Source organism: Gammaproteobacteria bacterium (genome assembly GCA_016195665.1).
In the GTDB taxonomy this organism is placed as follows: Bacteria; Pseudomonadota; Gammaproteobacteria; order SURF-13; family SURF-13; genus JACPZD01.
The window spans coordinates 1-18,459 of sequence record JACPZD010000035.1; the positions used below are offsets into that span (position 1 = coordinate 1).

The 18,459-nt window shown below is 61.2% G+C and carries 14 protein-coding genes; 1 reads left to right on the forward strand and 13 read right to left on the reverse strand.

What is annotated here, in order from left to right:
* Positions 1-125: 125 nt before the first annotated feature.
* The 3 genes from HY028_09090 to HY028_09100 are packed head-to-tail and all read right to left on the reverse strand — an operon-like array spanning position 126 to position 4,889.
* Positions 126-1,844: a long-chain fatty acid--CoA ligase gene (locus tag HY028_09090; protein ID MBI3344989.1), complete on the reverse strand. Its 1,719-nt coding sequence runs from the start codon at positions 1,842-1,844 to the stop codon at positions 126-128.
* A 1-nt stretch (position 1,845) separates the two neighbouring features.
* The gene (locus HY028_09095; GenBank protein ID MBI3344990.1) at positions 1,846-4,695 is read right to left on the reverse strand and encodes an AMP-binding protein; all 2,850 of its coding nucleotides are present in this window, start codon (positions 4,693-4,695) and stop codon (positions 1,846-1,848) included.
* A 35-nt stretch (positions 4,696-4,730) separates the two neighbouring features.
* Positions 4,731-4,889: a hypothetical protein gene (locus tag HY028_09100; GenBank protein ID MBI3344991.1), complete on the reverse strand. Its 159-nt coding sequence runs from the start codon at positions 4,887-4,889 to the stop codon at positions 4,731-4,733.
* A gap of 537 nt (positions 4,890-5,426) precedes the next feature.
* Here HY028_09100 and HY028_09105 point away from each other — a divergent pair.
* Positions 5,427-5,876, forward strand: a complete 450-nt coding sequence (locus tag HY028_09105) for an SRPBCC family protein (protein ID MBI3344992.1) — start codon at positions 5,427-5,429, stop codon at positions 5,874-5,876.
* On the opposite strand, the gene HY028_09110 is transcribed toward HY028_09105, so the two are convergent.
* The 10 genes from HY028_09110 to HY028_09155 form a co-directional block, all read right to left on the reverse strand.
* Positions 5,870-6,232 (reverse strand): hypothetical protein, encoded by a 363-nt coding sequence (locus tag HY028_09110; GenBank protein ID MBI3344993.1) that lies wholly within the window; start codon positions 6,230-6,232, stop codon positions 5,870-5,872. The genes HY028_09105 and HY028_09110 overlap by 7 nt on opposite strands.
* A 57-nt stretch (positions 6,233-6,289) precedes the next feature.
* Positions 6,290-6,433 carry a hypothetical protein gene (locus tag HY028_09115; GenBank protein MBI3344994.1) on the reverse strand — a complete coding sequence of 48 codons (144 nt, stop codon included), beginning with the start codon at positions 6,431-6,433 and terminating at the stop codon, positions 6,290-6,292.
* Positions 6,426-7,634 carry an MFS transporter gene (locus HY028_09120; protein MBI3344995.1) on the reverse strand — a complete coding sequence of 403 codons (1,209 nt, stop codon included), beginning with the start codon at positions 7,632-7,634 and terminating at the stop codon, positions 6,426-6,428. Before HY028_09120 ends, HY028_09115 begins: the two co-directional genes overlap by 8 nt.
* Positions 7,631-7,831 carry a hypothetical protein gene (locus tag HY028_09125; protein MBI3344996.1) on the reverse strand — a complete coding sequence of 67 codons (201 nt, stop codon included), beginning with the start codon at positions 7,829-7,831 and terminating at the stop codon, positions 7,631-7,633. The genes HY028_09120 and HY028_09125 overlap by 4 nt, the downstream gene beginning before the upstream one ends.
* Before the next feature lie 26 nt (positions 7,832-7,857).
* Positions 7,858-10,404, reverse strand: coding sequence for an alpha-glucan family phosphorylase (gene glgP / locus HY028_09130; GenBank protein ID MBI3344997.1), 2,547 nt, complete (start codon positions 10,402-10,404; stop codon positions 7,858-7,860).
* Positions 10,401-12,095, reverse strand: a complete 1,695-nt coding sequence (locus HY028_09135) for an alpha-D-glucose phosphate-specific phosphoglucomutase (GenBank protein MBI3344998.1) — start codon at positions 12,093-12,095, stop codon at positions 10,401-10,403. Before HY028_09135 ends, glgP begins: the two co-directional genes overlap by 4 nt.
* Entirely contained in the window at positions 12,092-14,485 is a 2,394-nt protein-coding gene (locus HY028_09140; GenBank protein ID MBI3344999.1) for a phosphoketolase family protein, read from the reverse strand. The genes HY028_09135 and HY028_09140 overlap by 4 nt, the downstream gene beginning before the upstream one ends.
* A gap of 164 nt (positions 14,486-14,649) precedes the next feature.
* On the reverse strand, positions 14,650-16,698 hold the full coding sequence (locus HY028_09145) for a copper-translocating P-type ATPase (GenBank protein ID MBI3345000.1): 2,049 nt from the start codon (positions 16,696-16,698) through the stop codon (positions 14,650-14,652).
* An 89-nt stretch (positions 16,699-16,787) separates the two neighbouring features.
* Complete coding sequence (gene ppk2 / locus HY028_09150) at positions 16,788-17,594, reverse strand: polyphosphate kinase 2 (GenBank protein ID MBI3345001.1); 807 nt, start codon at positions 17,592-17,594, stop codon at positions 16,788-16,790.
* A gap of 175 nt (positions 17,595-17,769) precedes the next feature.
* Positions 17,770-18,411 carry a hypothetical protein gene (locus HY028_09155; protein ID MBI3345002.1) on the reverse strand — a complete coding sequence of 214 codons (642 nt, stop codon included), beginning with the start codon at positions 18,409-18,411 and terminating at the stop codon, positions 17,770-17,772.
* Positions 18,412-18,459 lie beyond the last annotated feature (48 nt).

An 18,459-nucleotide genomic window follows, 5' to 3' on the forward strand; every position in this document is an offset into this window, starting at 1 on the left:
ATTGCGCAAGGCCGCCAAACGTACAGTCAGCGATTTGTGGGATGAAATCGGAAAACTCCTTGATGCGTTCTCGCTAGACGAATGCAAAAACTATTTTGCGTCTTCTGGATATGTATGTGCTTAAATCAAAAATGCTCTAGATACATTGCCCGTATCCGGGCATAGCCGGGAAAGCCACGCGTTAATTCGTGTATTTTAGTGAGTACCGCATTGAGTGCTTGCGGGCTTCTCAGCGCCAAGGGATCGTCAGGATTTAGCGCAAGCGTCTTTGCGAGATTTTTCCACCCCTCCCGGTTCAACACAACCAATGCAGCGAGGAAGGGCTTGGCCTCCCCCACCACCATCACTTGATAGAACAAGGGGTCTTGAGTAATGCCAAGCTCTATGTCAGCAGGGGCGACCTTTTCTCCGGTAGACATCACCAGGATATCCTTGAGGCGGCCACGTATAAAGATATGGTCGTCTACGATCTGCACCTGATCTCCGGTATGCAGCCAGCCTCCGCCGTCTATGACCTGCCGGGTATCCTCGGGCCTATTCCAATAGCCCAGCATCACCGAGGGCGCCCGCACCAACAATTCATCCTCTTTGCCGATGTTCACCTCGATACCCGGCAAGGGCTCGCCGACCGAGTCCGGGATATTGTTGTCCAGCCGGTTGACGCTCACGACCGGCGCGGCCTCGGTCAGCCCATAGCCTTGAATCAACGGCAGCCCTAATCCGATGAAACAATGAGAGATCTTTGCCGGCAACGGCGCGCCGCCGCTCACGGCCAGCCGTAAACGCCCGCCCAGGCGCGCCAGGATCCTATCCGCCACCAGACGTTTTAATATCGCCCACAGAAAACGCTGGAGAAAATTAACATCTTTTTTGCCTATGCCCTGCGCCGCCTCAAAGCGCCGCCAACCCAGGGTCTCCGTCCACTTGAACAACGCGCGGGCCAGTACGCCTTTCTCCTTCAGCCGGCGTTGCACCTCGGCATAGAACCGTTCAAATATTCTCGGCACCGAAATCAACACGGTGGGACGCTGGGCGACAAGATCCTCCGGCAGGTCTTTCGCAGATCTCGCAAAGGCCACGCGGCTCCCCACCATCATAGGAACATAATAACCCGCCGTCCGTTCAAAAGTATGCGACAGCGGCAAAAAGGAAAGATAGCGATCCTTGCGGTCGCCGGGTATCGCCTTGAGCACGGCTCTGGCGTTCCACAGAATATTGTGATGAGACAACATCACACCTTTAGGACGGCCCGTAGTTCCCGAAGTATAGACAATAGTGGCCAATGAATCGCGACTGACCGCGTAATCAACCAGCGTCTGCGTATCTTTATCGAGCCAATCTTTAACGAACTGAACCGCAGTGCTGTTATCGGTAATAGGAATCGAATCCGGATTCACGCACAGCACCTTCTGTAAGCTGCGCAGGCGGTTATGTTGCGCCGCGAGCGGCAACCACTGCTCTATGCGCCCCACCAGCAACAGCCGCGCACCGGAATCTTCCAGGATATAGGTAATGCTCTCGGAACTATCGGAAGTATACAAAGGCACGACCACGAGTTGCAGGGAAAGGGCAGCCAGATCAAAACATACCCACTCCACGCTGTTGTTCAGCAGGATGGCGACCCGCTCACCCGGGGCGAGACTCTCCTTGGCCAACGCATGCTGCCAGCGCGCAACCAGACGTTCCATCTCTTGCCATGTGTAGCGTTTCCACTTTCTTCTAGCATAGTCATATTGCAGGTAGGCCTGTGCCTTCGGCGTCTTCGCCACGCGGCGTTGGAAAAGGCCTGACAGTGTGCCTATCTGATCGGCATGGATGCCATATTTATACAGTTTAGCCGGCATGTTATGTCTTCAATTTGAGCGCATCGCTGAGTGCCGGATCGGGTTCGCCGCAGTGGCGCAAGATTTCCGCCCGCGCCGCATCGCGCAGTTGAATAGCGGCGCTCCAATCGGATCCTCTAGGTTCAATAGGTACTCCTATTGTGACACTAATTGAACCACGGCGCGGAAACCAGTGATCGGCGCGCAGGATGGAGCGTGTACCCCGGATGCTGACAGGCACGACGGGCGCCCCGGCTTGAGCCGCCGCGACAAATGCGCCCATATGAAAGGGGAGTAACCCTGGCATGCGGTAGAAAGCGCCTTCCGGGAAGAATGCCAGGGATCGCCCCTCGCGCACGGACTGCGACAACTGTTCTGCATCCTCAACTCCGCGCAATAATGCGAAACGTTCCACAAAACTCGCGCCCATGTGACGTAAATAAATTCCTGCTATCGGATGATCCAGCAATTCGCGCTTGGCCACAAAGCCGAACGGCCTCGGCAGGAGCGCAATCAACAGGATGCCGTCCAGATAACTCGCATGATTGGCCACCAGTACGCAAGGTGCGCCGGTGGGGAGATTATCCAACCCCTGCACGGTGAGCGGGGCGCCCGACAGCCGGATCAAAAGTCGCGCCCCGACGCGGCTTACCGCCCAGCTCCACTCTGGCCTGGGCAACAAGACGGCGATCAGCAGGGTGATGGGTGCGAGTATCGAGAACACCGTCCAGGCGTAGGCGGCATACAGGACATCGGTTACGACACGGCGCAGACGTCGCAGTTCCGGCGGCACGCTTAAAATTGATAAGCGGACGAACTGCCACCACACCGCGCGTTGCTGTACCTTACTCAAACCTTTTTCATAAAGCTCTCGGCTGGCCGCACGGCGTATCTTCCCGCTCGATGTTTTAAGCACGCTGTGGACAGGCGCCAGCACGATATCATCCGGCGGAGAACCGAGCAGATCGCTGCTCAGACTGTTGATTTCAAGTCGCAGCTTATCCAGAACTTCTGCATCCTTCTCACGTGTCTCCGCCATGACCACCAGCCGTTCGGTACCCGAGGCGGGATCAGGGCTGCCGAACACTGCCACACAACCCTTGCGTATGCCCGGAATATTGCCTACCGCCTCTTCCAGTTCATGCGGGTAGATATTGCGGCCGGCGCGAATGATGATGTCCTTGACCCGCCCCGTGATGTACACATCGACACCGGCAATATAGGCGAGATCACCGGAGTCTAACCAGTCACCGTGAAACAGGTTGCGGGTCTGTTCGGGATTGCGAAAATAGCCGCTGGTGGAGGACGGGCCTTTGAACTCCAGCCTGCCCTCTACCCGCTCGGCGACCTCGCGGCCCGTGTCGTCAACAATGCGTATCTGATGACCGGGCAAGGGCTGACCGCAGGCCACAAAACGCAGGACATCCGTTTCATCATTTCCCGCCGGCACGGCATTCCCGGTGCGGGTGAACGCATCACGCTGTATCCTGTCTATCAGCGGCCCGCGGCCCGGCGGAGGGAAGGCCAACCCGACCGATGATTCGGCTAACCCGTAGACGGGGGCGATGACACCGGGCCGCAGACCATAGCGGGCGAAGCGTTGCGTAAAGTTAACGACCGTGTCGGAACTCACCGGCTCGGCGCCATTAAAGGCCATGCGCAAACTGGTAAGATCCAAGCCCTCAATCTCGCGGTCCTCGATCTTGCGCAGGCAAAGTTCATAAGCAAAGTTAGGCGCGGCGGAGAGTGTGCCGCGATACCTGTGTATCGCCCAGAGCCAACGCGCCGGACGCGCGAGAAAGGTGAGCGGCGACATCACCACGAACTGGCATGCGAAATACAAACTTCCCAGCCACGCGCCAATCAGACCCATGTCATGATACAAGGGCAACCAACTCACGAAGACGTCCTTAGATGAGGCTTGAGCCGCCTCTCCCATGGCGCGGATATTTGCAAGCAGGTTGGCGTGAGTGAGCACTACTCCTTTTGGATTCCCCGTGCTCCCTGAAGTGTATTGCAAAAAGGCGATGTCCTGACTCTTAATGGCAACCGGCGTAAATTTCTCTGCGGCGGAGGATAACTCTCCCACTGTGGTAATCGCGTGTAACGTCGGCACTTGCGGCTTGAGCAATCGCGCGAGTGGCTTGGCCTCCGGCACGGTGACCAAGATCGTGGCGAGCGCATTGGAGAGTATGCCTGCGTGCCTGCGCAAATGATCCTCGATCTGTGACAGCCGCGCCGGCGGATAGATCGGCACGGGTATTGCGCCGGCCAGCAGTATCCCAAAGAAAGTATAAAAATAGTCGCGGCCGGTCGGCAACATCAACGCCACCGTCTGCCCCGGCTCAAGACTGTGCCGGATCAATCCGGCGGCCACAGCCTCAGCCCCTCGGCGCAGCGCGGCATAACTAATGCGATCTTCTTCACCCGATGCACCATGTAAAATGATATGCGGCCGGTCGGGATGCGAGATCACATGACTATCCAGCACTTCAATCAGAGTAGCGGCCTGGGATGGGACGATCTCGCTCGGTTGCTGCACTAGACCGCTGACTTGCGTCGCCACAGCGGGTTTCGGCACTACAGTCGCGGCTGACACGGCGCGAAGCAGGTCGCGTGGAGTCTCCGCACTCGCCAGCACCTGCTCTGGCAAACTCACATTGAAGGTGCGCTCTATGCGCATCAACAGCTCGACACGGCCCAGGCTGTCAATACCCAGATCCCGGTCCAGTGAACTGTCCAGCGTAACCGCGACGGCCCTTTCCCCGTGGGGATGTAACTCGGCAATGAAGTCTTGCACTGTTTTGAGCAGTGCAGCGGCGTCGCCGCCTGTTGCGTAGAGCTTGCCGTCCTTGTCTGCCCCACTGTTCATATATTATTCAATATTACCCTGAGCGGCGCATCAGGTCACCACCCAGAAGAGGTTATGGTGCATCTTATACAGGTAGCATGGGGCAGAGCTATGGCGCCCTCCACGTTGAAGAAATCGCTCTTCCCCAGCGCCACGGCGATACCGAGCACGCTGGCGATGCGCACGGCGATGGCTTGGTTATCGCCGGTGAACATGGAAGGAGCACAGGAAGCGAGGGAGCGATAGCGGACGAGCGGTGTGCGGCGACCCCCGCGTAGCCGGAGGGCCGGATGTTTTGTCGGAGTCCGCGCGGTAGCGCGGGCGGAGACAAAGGGCTTGAAAAATGGAGCAAAGCATCCTAATAATCATAGGGCCGCGTTTTTTGCTTTGTGCCGGGCAGGACGCCCCAATGCCGCGGGCGCATGGATGCGCGGGAGCGGCCGAGTTGAAAAAAGCTAAGGATGGCTTTTTTCAACATACTGTTAGTCATGATTTTCGGCTGTTTGCAGGAAAAACATACATGATTATACCGAACGACCGGCCGCCCCCGGCCGTATTTTGACCTGCGTCAATGCGGGTAATTCCTGTGTCCAGCCTATACGGGGTGCAGCGTGGCGATTCGCCATACCCACCAACAAGGAGGATGTCATGAGCGCCCGTGCTCGTCCGTTCGTCGCGTCATTTGTGTTGTGGCTGGTCAGGGTGCGGCCGACCTACATCCCTGTCGCACTGAGCTGAGCGAGCCGCCTGCCATGCCGGCCATCGAACGCACCCTCTTCATCCGGGCGAAGCCCGAGGCGGTATTCGACCTCATCGCGCGCGTCGAGGACTTTTCCCGGTACAGCCGTATCATCCGGGAGGTCCGCGGAATCGGGCCCGATACCTATCACTGGATCATCCGCGTGGCCGGCATCGAGCTCGATTGGGATTCCGTGGTGACCGAGGCGCGGCGCCCGCACCGATTCACCTGGCGCTCGGTCCGGGGCATCGAGAACGGCGGCACCTTCGACCTCAAGCCCGCCCGCGGCGGCACGGAGGTTTGCTTTACGATGGAATATCGTCTGGCCAGCCCCATCCTGGAGAGGATCATCGACAACATCGCCGCGCCCATCATGCGCCGTTTCGCGACGGAAATCCTGGAGCAGGTGCGCCGGCGCCTCGAGTCTGCGCCCGGGCGCGCGGCCGGTACGCCCGCTCAGTAAAGCGTCACCTGCTCCGCGAGAATAAGCGGCGTCACGCGCTCGATGCCGGCGAGGCGCACGTCCACGAGCGCCGCGATCCGGCGCTTGAGTCCCTCCGTGAGACCGCCCTTGACGCGCACCTCGAGCGCGGCCAGCTCGGGCTCGTCGATCGGCCGGCCGATGTTGGAGAGCAACTGCACGCCGACCTCTTCGACCGCGTCGAAGGTCTCGTGCACCTCGCGCGCGATGAGCGTGGAGAGCACGTTGTAGAGCTTGCCGTCGGCGACCTGGCGCTGGCTAGCCTGCGCGCCCGCCAGAAACAGCAGGGCGACGACCCACAGGCCACGCCGGGAATTTACACGGAACAGTTTGGTCATGGCGACGTCCTCCTTTGCGGGTTTCACGATGGGCCGGCGGGGCTGCGGCGCTGCATGCTAGAAGCCCTGCGGCTCGACGCCCAGCGCGGCCACGCCGCAGTTCAACGCTCCTGTCTCACAGGAACATAGTCTCATGACGCTACCCAACGTATCGGGGCAGCGCAGCATGAACAGCGCAATCACCGCGAACTCTTTAGTCATCGCTCACCTCCTCCTTCAAAGCCTTTGAAACGCGGAGCGAAGCGACCGCGCCAAACGCGAGCAGCGCCGCAGTCGCCCAGAACGAATAACCGATCAGCACGGCGAACAACCAGCCGACGGCTGCCGAACCTGCGGCTTGGCCCAGGCTCGCGGCAGCGGTCTGCTTGCCGAGGGCCGCACCCTGCGCGGCTCCGGCGGCGAGCGACACCAGATAGGCGAGCGCCGGAATCAAAATACCCGAGGCCGCGGCGACCAACCCCACCCCGACTAGCAGCAGGAAATAATTCGCGGCGTATGGCAGCAGCGCGACACCGGCGGCCATCGCGAGGAAGGCCGGCGCCAGCAGCCCGCTGCCGACGCGCTTGATCAGCGGCGCGAGCACGAAGATTTGCACCAGGATCATGACCAGACTGCACTCGGCGAACATCCAGCCGATCTCGCGCGGACCCAGGTTCAGCACCTGCTGGCCCTGCAACGCCAGTCCCACCTCGAAGCTGCCGAGACCGAACATCACGAGCAGCGACAACGCCAGCAACCATATCAAGGACGGCGCGCTTCGCTCCGGCTCACCATCACGGGTGTGCGGTGGCGCGCTCTCCGGGAGGAACCGATAGACCGCGAGCCACGTCCCGGCACCCAGTGCCGCGGCCGCGTAGAATGGCAGCATCAGGGCGTCGTCCTGCGCGATGATCTCGACGGACGCCAGCCAGCCGCTCAGCGCCGGGCCGAACAGGAAACCGAGCGCGCTCACCGCGCTCAGCCACGCGAATGCCGCCGCTCGCGTGTGCGCTGTACACGCGTCGCTCACCCAGGCTAACACTACCGGCAACACCGCCGCCGCGAACACGCCAGCGAGCGCGCGGGCGCCGTAAGCGAACACAAGGTCACGCACCAACGCGAACCACAGCATCGCGCCGCTGAAGCCGGCAAGGCCGAGCAGGATTACCGTCCGCCGTCCGGTGCGGTCCGAGACGTATCCCCAGAGGGGCGCGAACAGGAACAGCGCCAGCATGTACACGCCCGTGAGCAGGCCGGTGTGCCAGGCGACCGAGACGCGCGCCGCCTCGCCGAGAGAATTCGCGAGCATGAACGGCAACACAGGGAGCACCACGCCGTAGCCCATGGCCACGACGAACACCGCCGCGAGTGGCAGGGCCAGACCCGTGACGGATTCGCGCCGGGCGATCGCAGGCGCGCTCATGCGGTTGCGCCCGCCGTCGGCCCGTGCGCGCGGATGCCTTCGAGGCGAGTGCGCTTGAGCAGGATGCGATCAACTTTTCCAACAAGCGTTTGCCCCAGAAGTTCGCCGGTCTGATACGGCGCGAACTTGATACTCGACGAGCCGCCGTTAATCGTCAGGATGCATTCGGGCCTTCCGACGCTGTTCTCGCTTGCCATTCCGCCATTCCCCATTCGATATTGAATCATCGCTGCCACAGGATATGGGCGGCTTCCAGCGGGATCGCCACACCATCGCGGTGCGGCAGGAGTCGCGCCGTATAGTCCGTCGCCGGGCGGGTAGCAGGCACGCCTGCGCGATAGGCATAGCCGTTTGTCGCGCCCACCAGTTGCCGCACGCGCTTCATCTCCTGCCGCACCGGAGCGCCATCCCTGACGCCGTCGGCATAGAGCTCGACCCGCACTGCCTCCGGGTCGAGATCATCGAGATACACTTGAACCTCAAATACGTGTTGCTCGCCGTCAGTCTCCACCTTCACTTCGCCGAAGCGCAGCGCGGCCCACTTTTGGTCCAGCGCTTGCCGCCAATTAACCACCTGCAAACCGATCGCACCTTTGTCGGCGTTCCGCTCGCGGTACGCAACGGCCGACGGGAGGTAGTGTCGCTCGGTGTATTCGCGCACCGCGCGGTTGGTGGAAAAGAGCGGTGTCAACCGCGCCATGCTTTCGCGCATCCGCGCCACCCAGGCGCTGGGGATACCTTGTTCATCACGAGTATAGAACTCCGGGATCACCTCGCGTTCGAGCAGGTCATAGAGGGCTTCCGCTTCGATCGCGTCCCAGGCGGGATCGTCGCCATGTTCCTGACCATCCCCCAACGCCCAGCCCACGTCCGGCGCGTAGGCTTCCGCCCACCAGCCGTCCAATTCAGACAGATTGATGCCGCCATTGACCAGCACCTTCATGCCGCTCGTTCCACTCGCTTCCCAGGGCCGCCGCGGCGTGTTGAGCCAGACATCCACGCCCTGCACCAAGTGCTCGGTCAAATGCATGTCGTAGTCACTGAGGAAAATCACATGGGGGCGGACTTCGGAGCGCCGGATGAACTGCGTCCACTGCCGGATCAGGGCCTGGCCGGCCTGATCCGCCGGATGCGCCTTGCCGGCCACGACGAGTTGCACCGGGCGTTGCGGATTGCTGAACAAACGCAGTAGCCGCTCCGGGTCGTGCAGCAGCAGGTTCGGTCGTTTGTAGCTTGCAAAGCGGCGGGCAAAGCCCAGCGTCAACGCGTTGGGATCAAACAGCCGTTTCGCCGCGTCAACCGCCTCGGGCGACGCGCCTGACGCGGCCAGTTGCCGGGACAATCGTTCACGAACGTATTCAACCAGCGACTTGCGGGCCGTAGTGCGCAGTTGCCAGAAGCTGGCGTCTGAGATGGCGCACATGCGCCGTTCATGGGCTTCCGTCGTCCCCAGCCAGCGGTCCTTGCCACAGGCCTCCGTCCATAGATCGTCCGCCGCCGCCGAGTCCCAGGTCGGCATATGAACGCCGTTGGTCACGTGTGCGACCGGCACGTCGTCCGCCGGCCAGCGCGGAAACAGCGGCGCAAACAGGCGCCGGCTCACCTTGCCATGCAGGCGGCTCACGCCATTCACCGCCCCGCTGCCGCGGATCGCCAGATACGCCATGTTGAAATCCTCCGCCGGATCGTCCGGATTCCGGCGGCCCAGCGCCAGCAAATCACGGAGCGTAATGCCGAGCTGGTTGCGTGCGTATCCACCCAGGCAGTGGTCGATGAGGCTTGGTGCGAAACGGTCGAAGCCGGCGGCCACCGCCGTGTGGGTGGTGAAGAGATTGCCCGCGCGCGTAACGGCCAGTGCGACTTCGAAAGACTGCCCGGTGGCTTGCATGAAACTCCGCGCGCGCTCCAGCACGGCGAGCGCCGCATGCCCTTCATTCAGGTGGCAGACTTCCGGTTCGATGCCGAGCGCGGCGAGCAAGCGCCAGCCGCCGATCCCAAGGATCAGCTCTTGCATCAGGCGCAGGTCCGGCGCGCTCCCGTAAAGCTCGCTGGTTATCCCCCGGTACGGCGGGTAGTTCGCCGCATCATTGCTGTCCAGCAGGTAAAGCTTCACGCGACCGACCTGAACCTGCCAGGCGCGCAGCCAGATCGGGTGGCCCGGCAGGTCGAGCTGGAGCCGCAACCACTCCCCGTTGGGGTGGCGCAACGGCGCGATCGGCAACTGTCCGGGATCGTTGTAGGGAAAAATGGCCTGTTGCGCGCCGTCCTGGTCGATCAGCTGGCGAAAATAGCCTTGCTGGTAGAGCAGCCCCACGCCGATGGCCGGTATGCCCAGATCGCCGGCGGCCTTGAGCTGATCACCGGCCACGTTGCCCAGCCCGCCCGAGTAAATGGGCAGCGCCTCGCTCAGCATGAATTCCATGCTGAAATAGGCGACACAGGTCAGCGGCGATTGTGGATAGGTTTGCTGAAACCACGCGGGCGCCTCCGCCGCAACCCGCCTGGCTTGCACCAGGTCATCGACGTTTTTGCGGAAACCGGGATCGGCCAGAACACCCTGGAGTTCCTCCCGCGAGACCGTCTGCAGGACGGCCCAGGGGTTATGCGTGGACTCCCACAGCACGGGATCCAGCTGCCGCCACACCTGGTCGGTGGCATGATTCCACGACGAACGCATATCCAGGGCCAGCTCGGCCAGGGAATCGAACCCCTCGACGTCCGTGGGTAGCAGGCTGTATAGCGGGTGGCTGACACGCCTTTGGCTGCTCATGAGTTCTCCTTCAAATTTTTCCTGGACGGAATCCCCGGCTGCTGCGGGGACGCCGCCAGAGCATCGCTGACGATGGTCTGTGCTTCCGCCAGGATGCTGCGCAGATGATCCGCTCCACGGAAGCTCTCCGCATAGATCTTATAGATGTCTTCGGTGCCTGAGGGACGCGCAGCGAACCAGCCACTTTCGGTAATCACCTTCAACCCGCCGATGGGCGCGCCGTTGCCGGGCGCATGGCTGAGGATGGCCTGGATTTTTTCGCCAGCCAGGTCTGTTGATCGAACCTGCTGCGGCGAGAGTTTTGACAGTATCTCTTTTTGCGCCGGAGTGGCGGGCGCCTCGACCCGGGCGTAGGCAGACTCGCCGAATTCGCGCGTCAGCTCGCGGTAGATCTCGCCGGGATCGCGGCCCATCCGCGCAGTGATTTCCGCGGAGAGCAAAGCCGGGACGATTCCGTCTTTGTCCGTCGTCCAGACGGCGCCGTCAAGGCGCAGGAAGGATGCTCCCGCGCTCTCTTCGCCGCCGAAGCCAAGCGAACCGTCGAGCAGGCCGCCGACGAACCACTTGAAGCCGACCGGCACCTCGTAGAGCTTCCGTCCGAGCTTCGCGGTCACGTGATCGATCATCTGGCTGCTCACGACGGTTTTTCCCACCGCCGCTTCCGTGCGCCACTTTGGCCGATGCTGGAACAGATAGTGGATGGCGACGGAAAGATAGCGATTGGGTGGGAGCAAGCCCGTGCTCCGGGTAACGATCCCGTGCCGGTCGTGGTCGGTGTCGCAGGCGAAGGCGATGTCGAAGCGGTCCTTCAGGCCGATCAAATTCTGCATGGCATAGGACGAAGACGGGTCCATGCGAATGCGGCCGTCCCAATCGACCGTCATGAACCGGAAGGTCGGATCGACGACTTCGTTCACAACCGTGAGATTCAAACCATAGCGCCCGGCAATCGCGGCCCAGTAATGGACGCCTGCGCCACCGAGCGGATCGACGCCCATGCCGATGTTGGCGCCTCGGATCGCCTCCATATCGATCACTTTGTCGAGATCACTCACGTAAGCGTTGAGATAGTCGTGCCGGTGCGTCGTGGCGGCGCGCAACGCCTTTTCGAAAGGCATTCTTTTCACGCCCTGGAGGCCGTCTTTCAGAAACTCGTTGGCCTTGGCTTCGATCCAGCCGGTGACGCCGGTATCCGCCGGCCCGCCGTTGGGCGGGTTGTACTTGAAACCGCCATTGTCGGGCGGGTTGTGCGACGGCGTGATAACAATGCCGTCCGCCAGTCCTTTATCGCGTCCGCGGTTATAAGTGAGTATCGCGTGAGAAATCACGGGGGTGGGCGTGTATTCGTCGTTCTCGGCGAGCATGACTTCCACACCGTTGGCTGCCAACACTTCGAGCGCACTGGCAAACGCCGGAACGGAAAGCGCGTGCGTGTCGATACCCAGAAACAGCGGGCCATCGATACCCTGCTGTTTGCGGTACAGGCAAATTGCCTGGCCGATGGCGAGCACATGCCCTTCGTTGAAGGTCTTCTCGAACGAGGAACCGCGATGTCCCGATGTGCCGAACGCGACCCGTTGCGTGGGCGCCGAGAAGTCAGGCATGTCGGTATAGTAGGCCTTCACCAGTTTTGGGATATTGGCCAGCATCGCCGACGGGGCGGGTTTCCCCGCCAAAGGATTTACTTTCATTTGCGCGCGGGGCCTGTCTTCCCCGTTTCCCTGGCACCCCATTTCCAATCCCGGATTTCCGGCATGTCCTCACCGTATTGCCGGATGTAGCGCTGGTGGTCGATCAGCTTGTCTCGAATGATTTGGGTGAGATAAGCAGCGCGCGGGACCAAACTCGACACCCGATCGACGACGTCTTTGACTAAATGAAAGCGGTCGATGTCATTGCGCACCGCCATGTCGAAGGGCGTGGTGGTGGTTCCTTCTTCCTTGTACCCACGAACGTGCAGGTTGTGATGGTTGGTTCGCCGATACGTCAGCTGATGGATCAGCGAAGGATATCCGTGGTAGGCGAAGACGATGGGTTTGTCCTTGGTGAACAGGACATCGAAGTCCTTGTCGCTCAAGCCCTGAGGATGCTCACTCTGTGGCTGCAGCGCCATCAAATCCACCACATTGATGACGCGGATCTTAAGCTCCGGGAAATGCTGCCGCAGCATCTCCACTGCGGCCAGCGTCTCCAGGGTGGGCACATCGCCGGCGCAGGCCATCACCACATCGGGCTCGCTGCCCTCGTCGTTGCTTGCCCATTTCCAGATGCCGAGCCCGGCGGTGCAGTGTTTGACTGCCGACTCCATGTCCAGCCATTGCGGCGACGGGTGTTTGCCGGCAACGATGACATTGACGTAGTGGCGGCTGCGCAGGCAGTGATCGGTCACCGTCAGCAGGGTATTGGCATCAGGCGGCAGATACACGCGGATGATGTCCGCCTTCTTGTTCGCCGCCAAATCGATGAAGCCGGGGTCCTGGTGAGTGAAGCCGTTGTGATCCTGACGCCACACGTGCGAAGACAGCAGGTAGTTCAGGGAAGCAATGGGCCGCCGCCACGGAATCTGGCGGGTCACATCCAGCCACTTGGCGTGCTGGTTGAACATCGAATCTATGATGTGAATGAACGCTTCGTAACTTGAGAAAAAGCCGTGCCGTCCGGTCAGGAGGTAACCTTCGAGCCAACCTTCGCACTGATGCTCGCTCAACATCTCCATCACCCGGCCGTCGGACGCGATGTGATCGTCACCGGGGATGATTTCCGCGGTCGAGCAACGGTTCGTTACCTCGAATAATGCGCCCCAGCGGTTCGAGGCGGTTTCATCCGGGCTGAACACGCGGAAGTTGCGTGCGTCGGCGTTGAGCTTGAACACGTCGCGGATGAACTGACCCTGCACGCTCGTCGCTTCGGCTTCCACGCCGCCGGGCTTCGCCACCCTGACCGCGTAGTCGCGGAAGTCCGGCATTTTCAGATCCCGAAGCAGTAGCCCGCCATTAGCATGAGGATTCGCTCCCATTCGCCGCTCGCCCTTCGGCGCCAGTTCAGCCAGTTCCGCAAGGAGCCTGCCATTCTTGTCGAATAATTCCCGGGGCCGGTAACTCTTCATCCACTGTTCGAGAATTTTCAGGTGCCTGGGCTTGGTCGCAAGTTGCGCAACCGGCACCTGGTGGGCGCGAAATGTTCCTTCGACCGGCTTGCCATCGACCACGCCGGGACCCGTCCAGCCCTTCGGCGAGCGCAGGATGATCATCGGCCAGCGCGGTCGTTGCTTGAACCCGTTCTTTCGGGCGTCGCGCTGGATGTGTTGAATACCGGCCACGATAGTGTCGAGTGTGCCCGCCATGAGCTGGTGCATCGCTTTCGGGTCGTCACCCTCGACGAAATAGGGGGTGTAACCGTAGCCACGGAAGAGCGCTTCAAGCTCGTCGCGGGAAATGCGGGCGAGCACCGTGGGGCCGGCAATCTTGTAGCCGTTCAAGTGCAGGATGGGAAGTACGGCGCCGTCGTGCACCGGATTGAGGAATTTGTTCGAGTGCCAACTGGTCGCCAGCGGGCCGGTTTCCGCCTCGCCATCGCCCACGACACAGGCAACCAGCAAGTCGGGATTGTCGAACGCCGCGCCATACGCGTGCGCCAGCGAATAGCCGAGTTCGCCGCCTTCGTTGATTGAGCCCGGGGTTTCCGGGGCCACGTGACTGGGTATGCCCCCGGGAAAAGAAAACTGCGTAAACAGCCTCTTCATACCTTGTTCGTCTTGGGAGATATGCGGGTACAACTCGCTGTAGGCGCCCTCCAGATACGTATTGGCCACCAGGGCCGGTCCGCCGTGTCCCGGCCCGGTGACATAGAGCATGTTGAGGTCATACTGCTTGATGATCCGGTTGAGATGCACGTAGATGAAATTCAACCCCGGCGTGGTACCCCAATGGCCCAGTAGCCGCGGCTTTATGTGCTCCAGCGTCAACGGCTTTTTGAGCAGCGGATTGTCATACAGGTAAATCTGGCCCACAGACAGGTAGTTGGCGGCCCGCCAGTAGGCGTTCATCTTGCGTAACACTTCCGGGGTCAGAGGCTTATTCATAGGGCTGCTCCTTTGGGTTCATTGCCTGCACCTTCATTTGGTAAACCGGGGCGGGAATACGATTGCCTGTATCACAAACATGACCAGGCTGCACTCGGTGAACATCAGCGCGATCTGGTATGGGGTCAAGCCGAGTTCCTGCTTGCCGCGCAGTGCAAGGTCCGTCACGCCGGCACCTGCGCCGCAGCGGTCGCTGCTGCCGCTCCGCCAGGCTGACGGATGCCCGCCAGCTTGGTGCGCTTCAGCATCAGCGCATTGATCGCCACGATGAGGGTGCTGCCGGACATTGACAGCGCCGCGACCTCCGGACTCAGTACGAAGGGGTACAGGATGCCCGCGGCGAGCGGAAAGGCGATCACGTTGTAGCCCACCGCCCACCAAAGATTCTGGTGCATCTTTCGTAACGTTGCGCGCGACAGCTCTATGGCGGCGACGATGTCATACGGGTCGCTCTTCATCAACACCACGTCGGCGCTTTCCATCGCGACGTCGGTGCCGGCGCCGATGGCAAAGCCGACATCAGCCTGGGTCAGCGCCGGCGCGTCGTTGACGCCATCGCCCACCATCCCGACCTTCTTCCCCGTGGCCTGCAACTCCTTCACCTTCTCGGCCTTCTGGCCGGGCAGCACGTCGGCCAGCACGCTGTCGATGCCGAGTTCCGCGGCGATGCGCTTGGCCGTGCCGATGTTGTCGCCGGTCAACATCACCACCTCGATGCCCCGATGGCGCAGTTTTGCCGCGGCTGCCTTGGCGGTGGGTCTTATCGCATCGGCGATGGCGATGAGGCCGACCACGCGACCGTTCCGGGCCACGTGGACAACGGTTCGGCCGTCACCCTGCAGGCGAGCGGCTTCGGCCTCCAAAGGACCGAGTGCAAGCTTTTGTGTATTCATCAGCAACCGGTTGCCGAGGAACACCGTCCCGCCGGCGGTCTCGGCGCGCGCGCCCATGCCGTCGATGCTTTCGAATCCGGTCGGCGCCGCGACGGTGAGGTGCGCCGCCCGGCGCAGGATGGCCTGGGCCAGCGGATGGTCGGACCCCTGTTCGACGGCTGCCGCGGCGGTCAGCAGCACGTCCTCGGTGATCCCGTCCGCCGTCACGATCTCCACCACCTCCGGCTGGCCGATGGTGAGCGTACCGGTTTTGTCGAAAATGATGACATTGAGTCTGGTGGCGTCTTCCAGCGCCGAGGCGTTCTTGAACAGAATGCCGTTCATTGCGCCGAGGCCCGTCCCCACCATCACCGCCATGGGCGTGGCTAGTCCCAACGCATCCGGGCAGGCGATCACGAAGACCGTGATGGTAAGCGTCAACGCAAACAGCAGCGGCTGTCCGATCCACCAGAACCACACTGCAAAGGTCGCAAGACCGACGACGATCGCCGCGATCACCAGCCATTGCGCGGCCTTGTCCGCCAGGAGTTGCGCCGGCGCTTTCGAGTTCTGCGCCTCCTGCACCAGTTTCACGATCTGCGCCAGCGCCGTGTCGGCCCCGACCTTCATCGCCTTATAGCGAAAACTGCCGCTCTTGTTGATGGTCGCGCCAATCACCGTGGCGCCCGGGCCCTTCTTGACCGGCATCGACTCGCCGGTGAGCATGGATTCGTCGACCAGCGATTCGCCCGTCTCCACCGTGCCGTCGACCGGAATCTTGTTGCCCGGCCGGATCACGACAATCTCGCCCGCCGCCACCTCCGCAGTCGGCACTTCAACCTCGACGCCATTGCGGACAACAGAGGCCTTCGCCGGGGCGAGGTCCATCAGCGCTGTAATGGCCGCCGAGGCGCCCGCACGGGCACGCATTTCCAGCCAGTGGCCGAGCAGGATGAAAACCAGCAGCACGGCGGAGGCTTCGAAGAACTGCGCGCTCTCGAAGAAGAAGGTAGCGCCGACGCTGAAGAGATACCCGGTCCCAACGCTCAAGACGATCAGCACCGCCATGTTCAGGGTGCCGGTCCTGAGCGCGCGCCAGGCGGCGACGACAAACGGCCAACTCGGATAGAGAATCGCGGCGCTTGCCAGGAAGAACAGCCACAGGTTGAGCGCCAGACCGAATGGCGGAGCGGGCGCTGCGAAGAGGTCTCCCATTGGTGCGTAGACAAAGACCGGCACGGTGAAGAACAGGCAGATCCAGAAACGGTTGCGCATGTCGCGGACCATGGCCGGCAGGTCCTTGCCGCCATGGCCCATCTCATGCGCCATATCCGCCGACATGGCGGGCTGCGCGCCCGCTTCAATAACGCTCGTCTTCATCGTGCCTCCTTAGTCGTCTTCATCTTCAACATGTCTTGTTACATCCCTGGTTACTTCGCGAGCTGGCCGTTTTCGAGATTTGAGATATCGTATGCGAATACGATCTGCGGGTCCGGCAGGACCAGCCTCTCGTCCTTGTCTGCATAGTGCAGCCGGCTGAGCACATCCTTGATGATGTTGAGCCGCGCCAATTGCTTGTCGTCGGCGCGCACGATGGTCCACGGCGCTATGGCGTTGTGAGTGCGTGCCAGCATCTCGTCGCGCGCCAGGCTGTACTGCTTCCACTTCTTGAGCGCTTGGCTGTCAAGTGCGCTGGTTTTCCATTGTGTGAGTGGATCACTCTTGCGCTCATTCAAGCGTTGCTTCTGCTCGGGTTTGTTGATGTCGAGGTAGTACTTGAGGAGTTTGATACCCGAGCGGACCAACATATGCTCGAACTCTGACACCGAGCCCATGAATTCTTCGTACTCCGCGTCGCTACAAAAACCCATGACGCGCTCGACGCCCGCGCGGTTGTACCAACTGCGGTTAAACAGCACGAGTTCCTGGGCCGCCGGCAAATAAGGAACATAACGCTGAAAGTACCAAGAGGTACGGTCGCGGTCCGAGGGTTTGCCGAGGGCGACAACGCGGGTTTCGCGCGGACTCAAATGCTGGACAATGCGCTTGATCGTGCCGTCCTTCCCGGACGCATCCCGGCCCTCCAGGATGATCAGTATTTTGTCATTGCATTTGATGAAGTGCCGCTGCAGCTTAACGAGTTCGACCTGGAGCTTGTGCAAGCTGTCCTTATAGGCCTGTTTCGAGATCGAGGGCGTGTGCCCGCTCACGCCTTGTTCTTTGATTTTCTTGCTCATGGTTATTGCCTCACCAGCCTGAAACGCGGAAAAATCGGCGCACGTTACCGCCTGAATGCCGCTGACCACGCCGCCTTCGTAGTTCGCCTGTTTAAAGGCAGTTTCCATCTTGCGGAAAATTCATGCGGGACGCACCTACGACAGCGCGAACTATCCCCGGGTGTCACCGAGGCCTTCATAGCCAGCCTCCCGTGAAATCCGCTCGCCGCAAGCCGCCGACGATGTATGGGCACCTTCGCATCAATTGCCACAATAACCCCGTGTGATAATTTTCGATCATCAGAACAGTCGGCCCTTCATTGAGCCCGAAATGCCACGGCGATACCCAGCCGTGGGGATTGCCGGATGCGGCAGGGTAGGTCGGATTGAAGGACGCTTTGAAGCCGTAACGGTTGGACTCTATCAATTTGACGTCATGAATACAGTAATCGAGTACGGGCAGGACAATCTCGGGCGCGAATGGCAGCGACGCCGCCACTTGCCAGGCGCGCCGCCCGGTCTGCATGTCAAGAAAATGGTAGTAAAAGCCCTGATAGCCGGTCGCGTCAGGCTCCGGGCCTTGCGGGCTGTTCCAGAAAAACCGCAAGGTCGCCAGCGATCGTTCAACCGCCGCGTCACGCGGCATGAATCCGCGCTCGACGCCCACCGGGTACGCCGCCAACGCGAGGCCGGTGGCGGCAATACTGGCAGGCCAATCTGCTTCGGTCTTGTCGATCCCCAGCCCGTTGACTGGATTCGTCTCGTGCAGGAAGTAGTTAAATGATGCGTGCTGCAGCTCTTCCAGTTCGGCATCAGCGGTTAGTGTCCCCTGGCTCATAGTGTCACCTGGCCTGCAACTCCCGGATAAACTCGTCTCGTGGTCCTA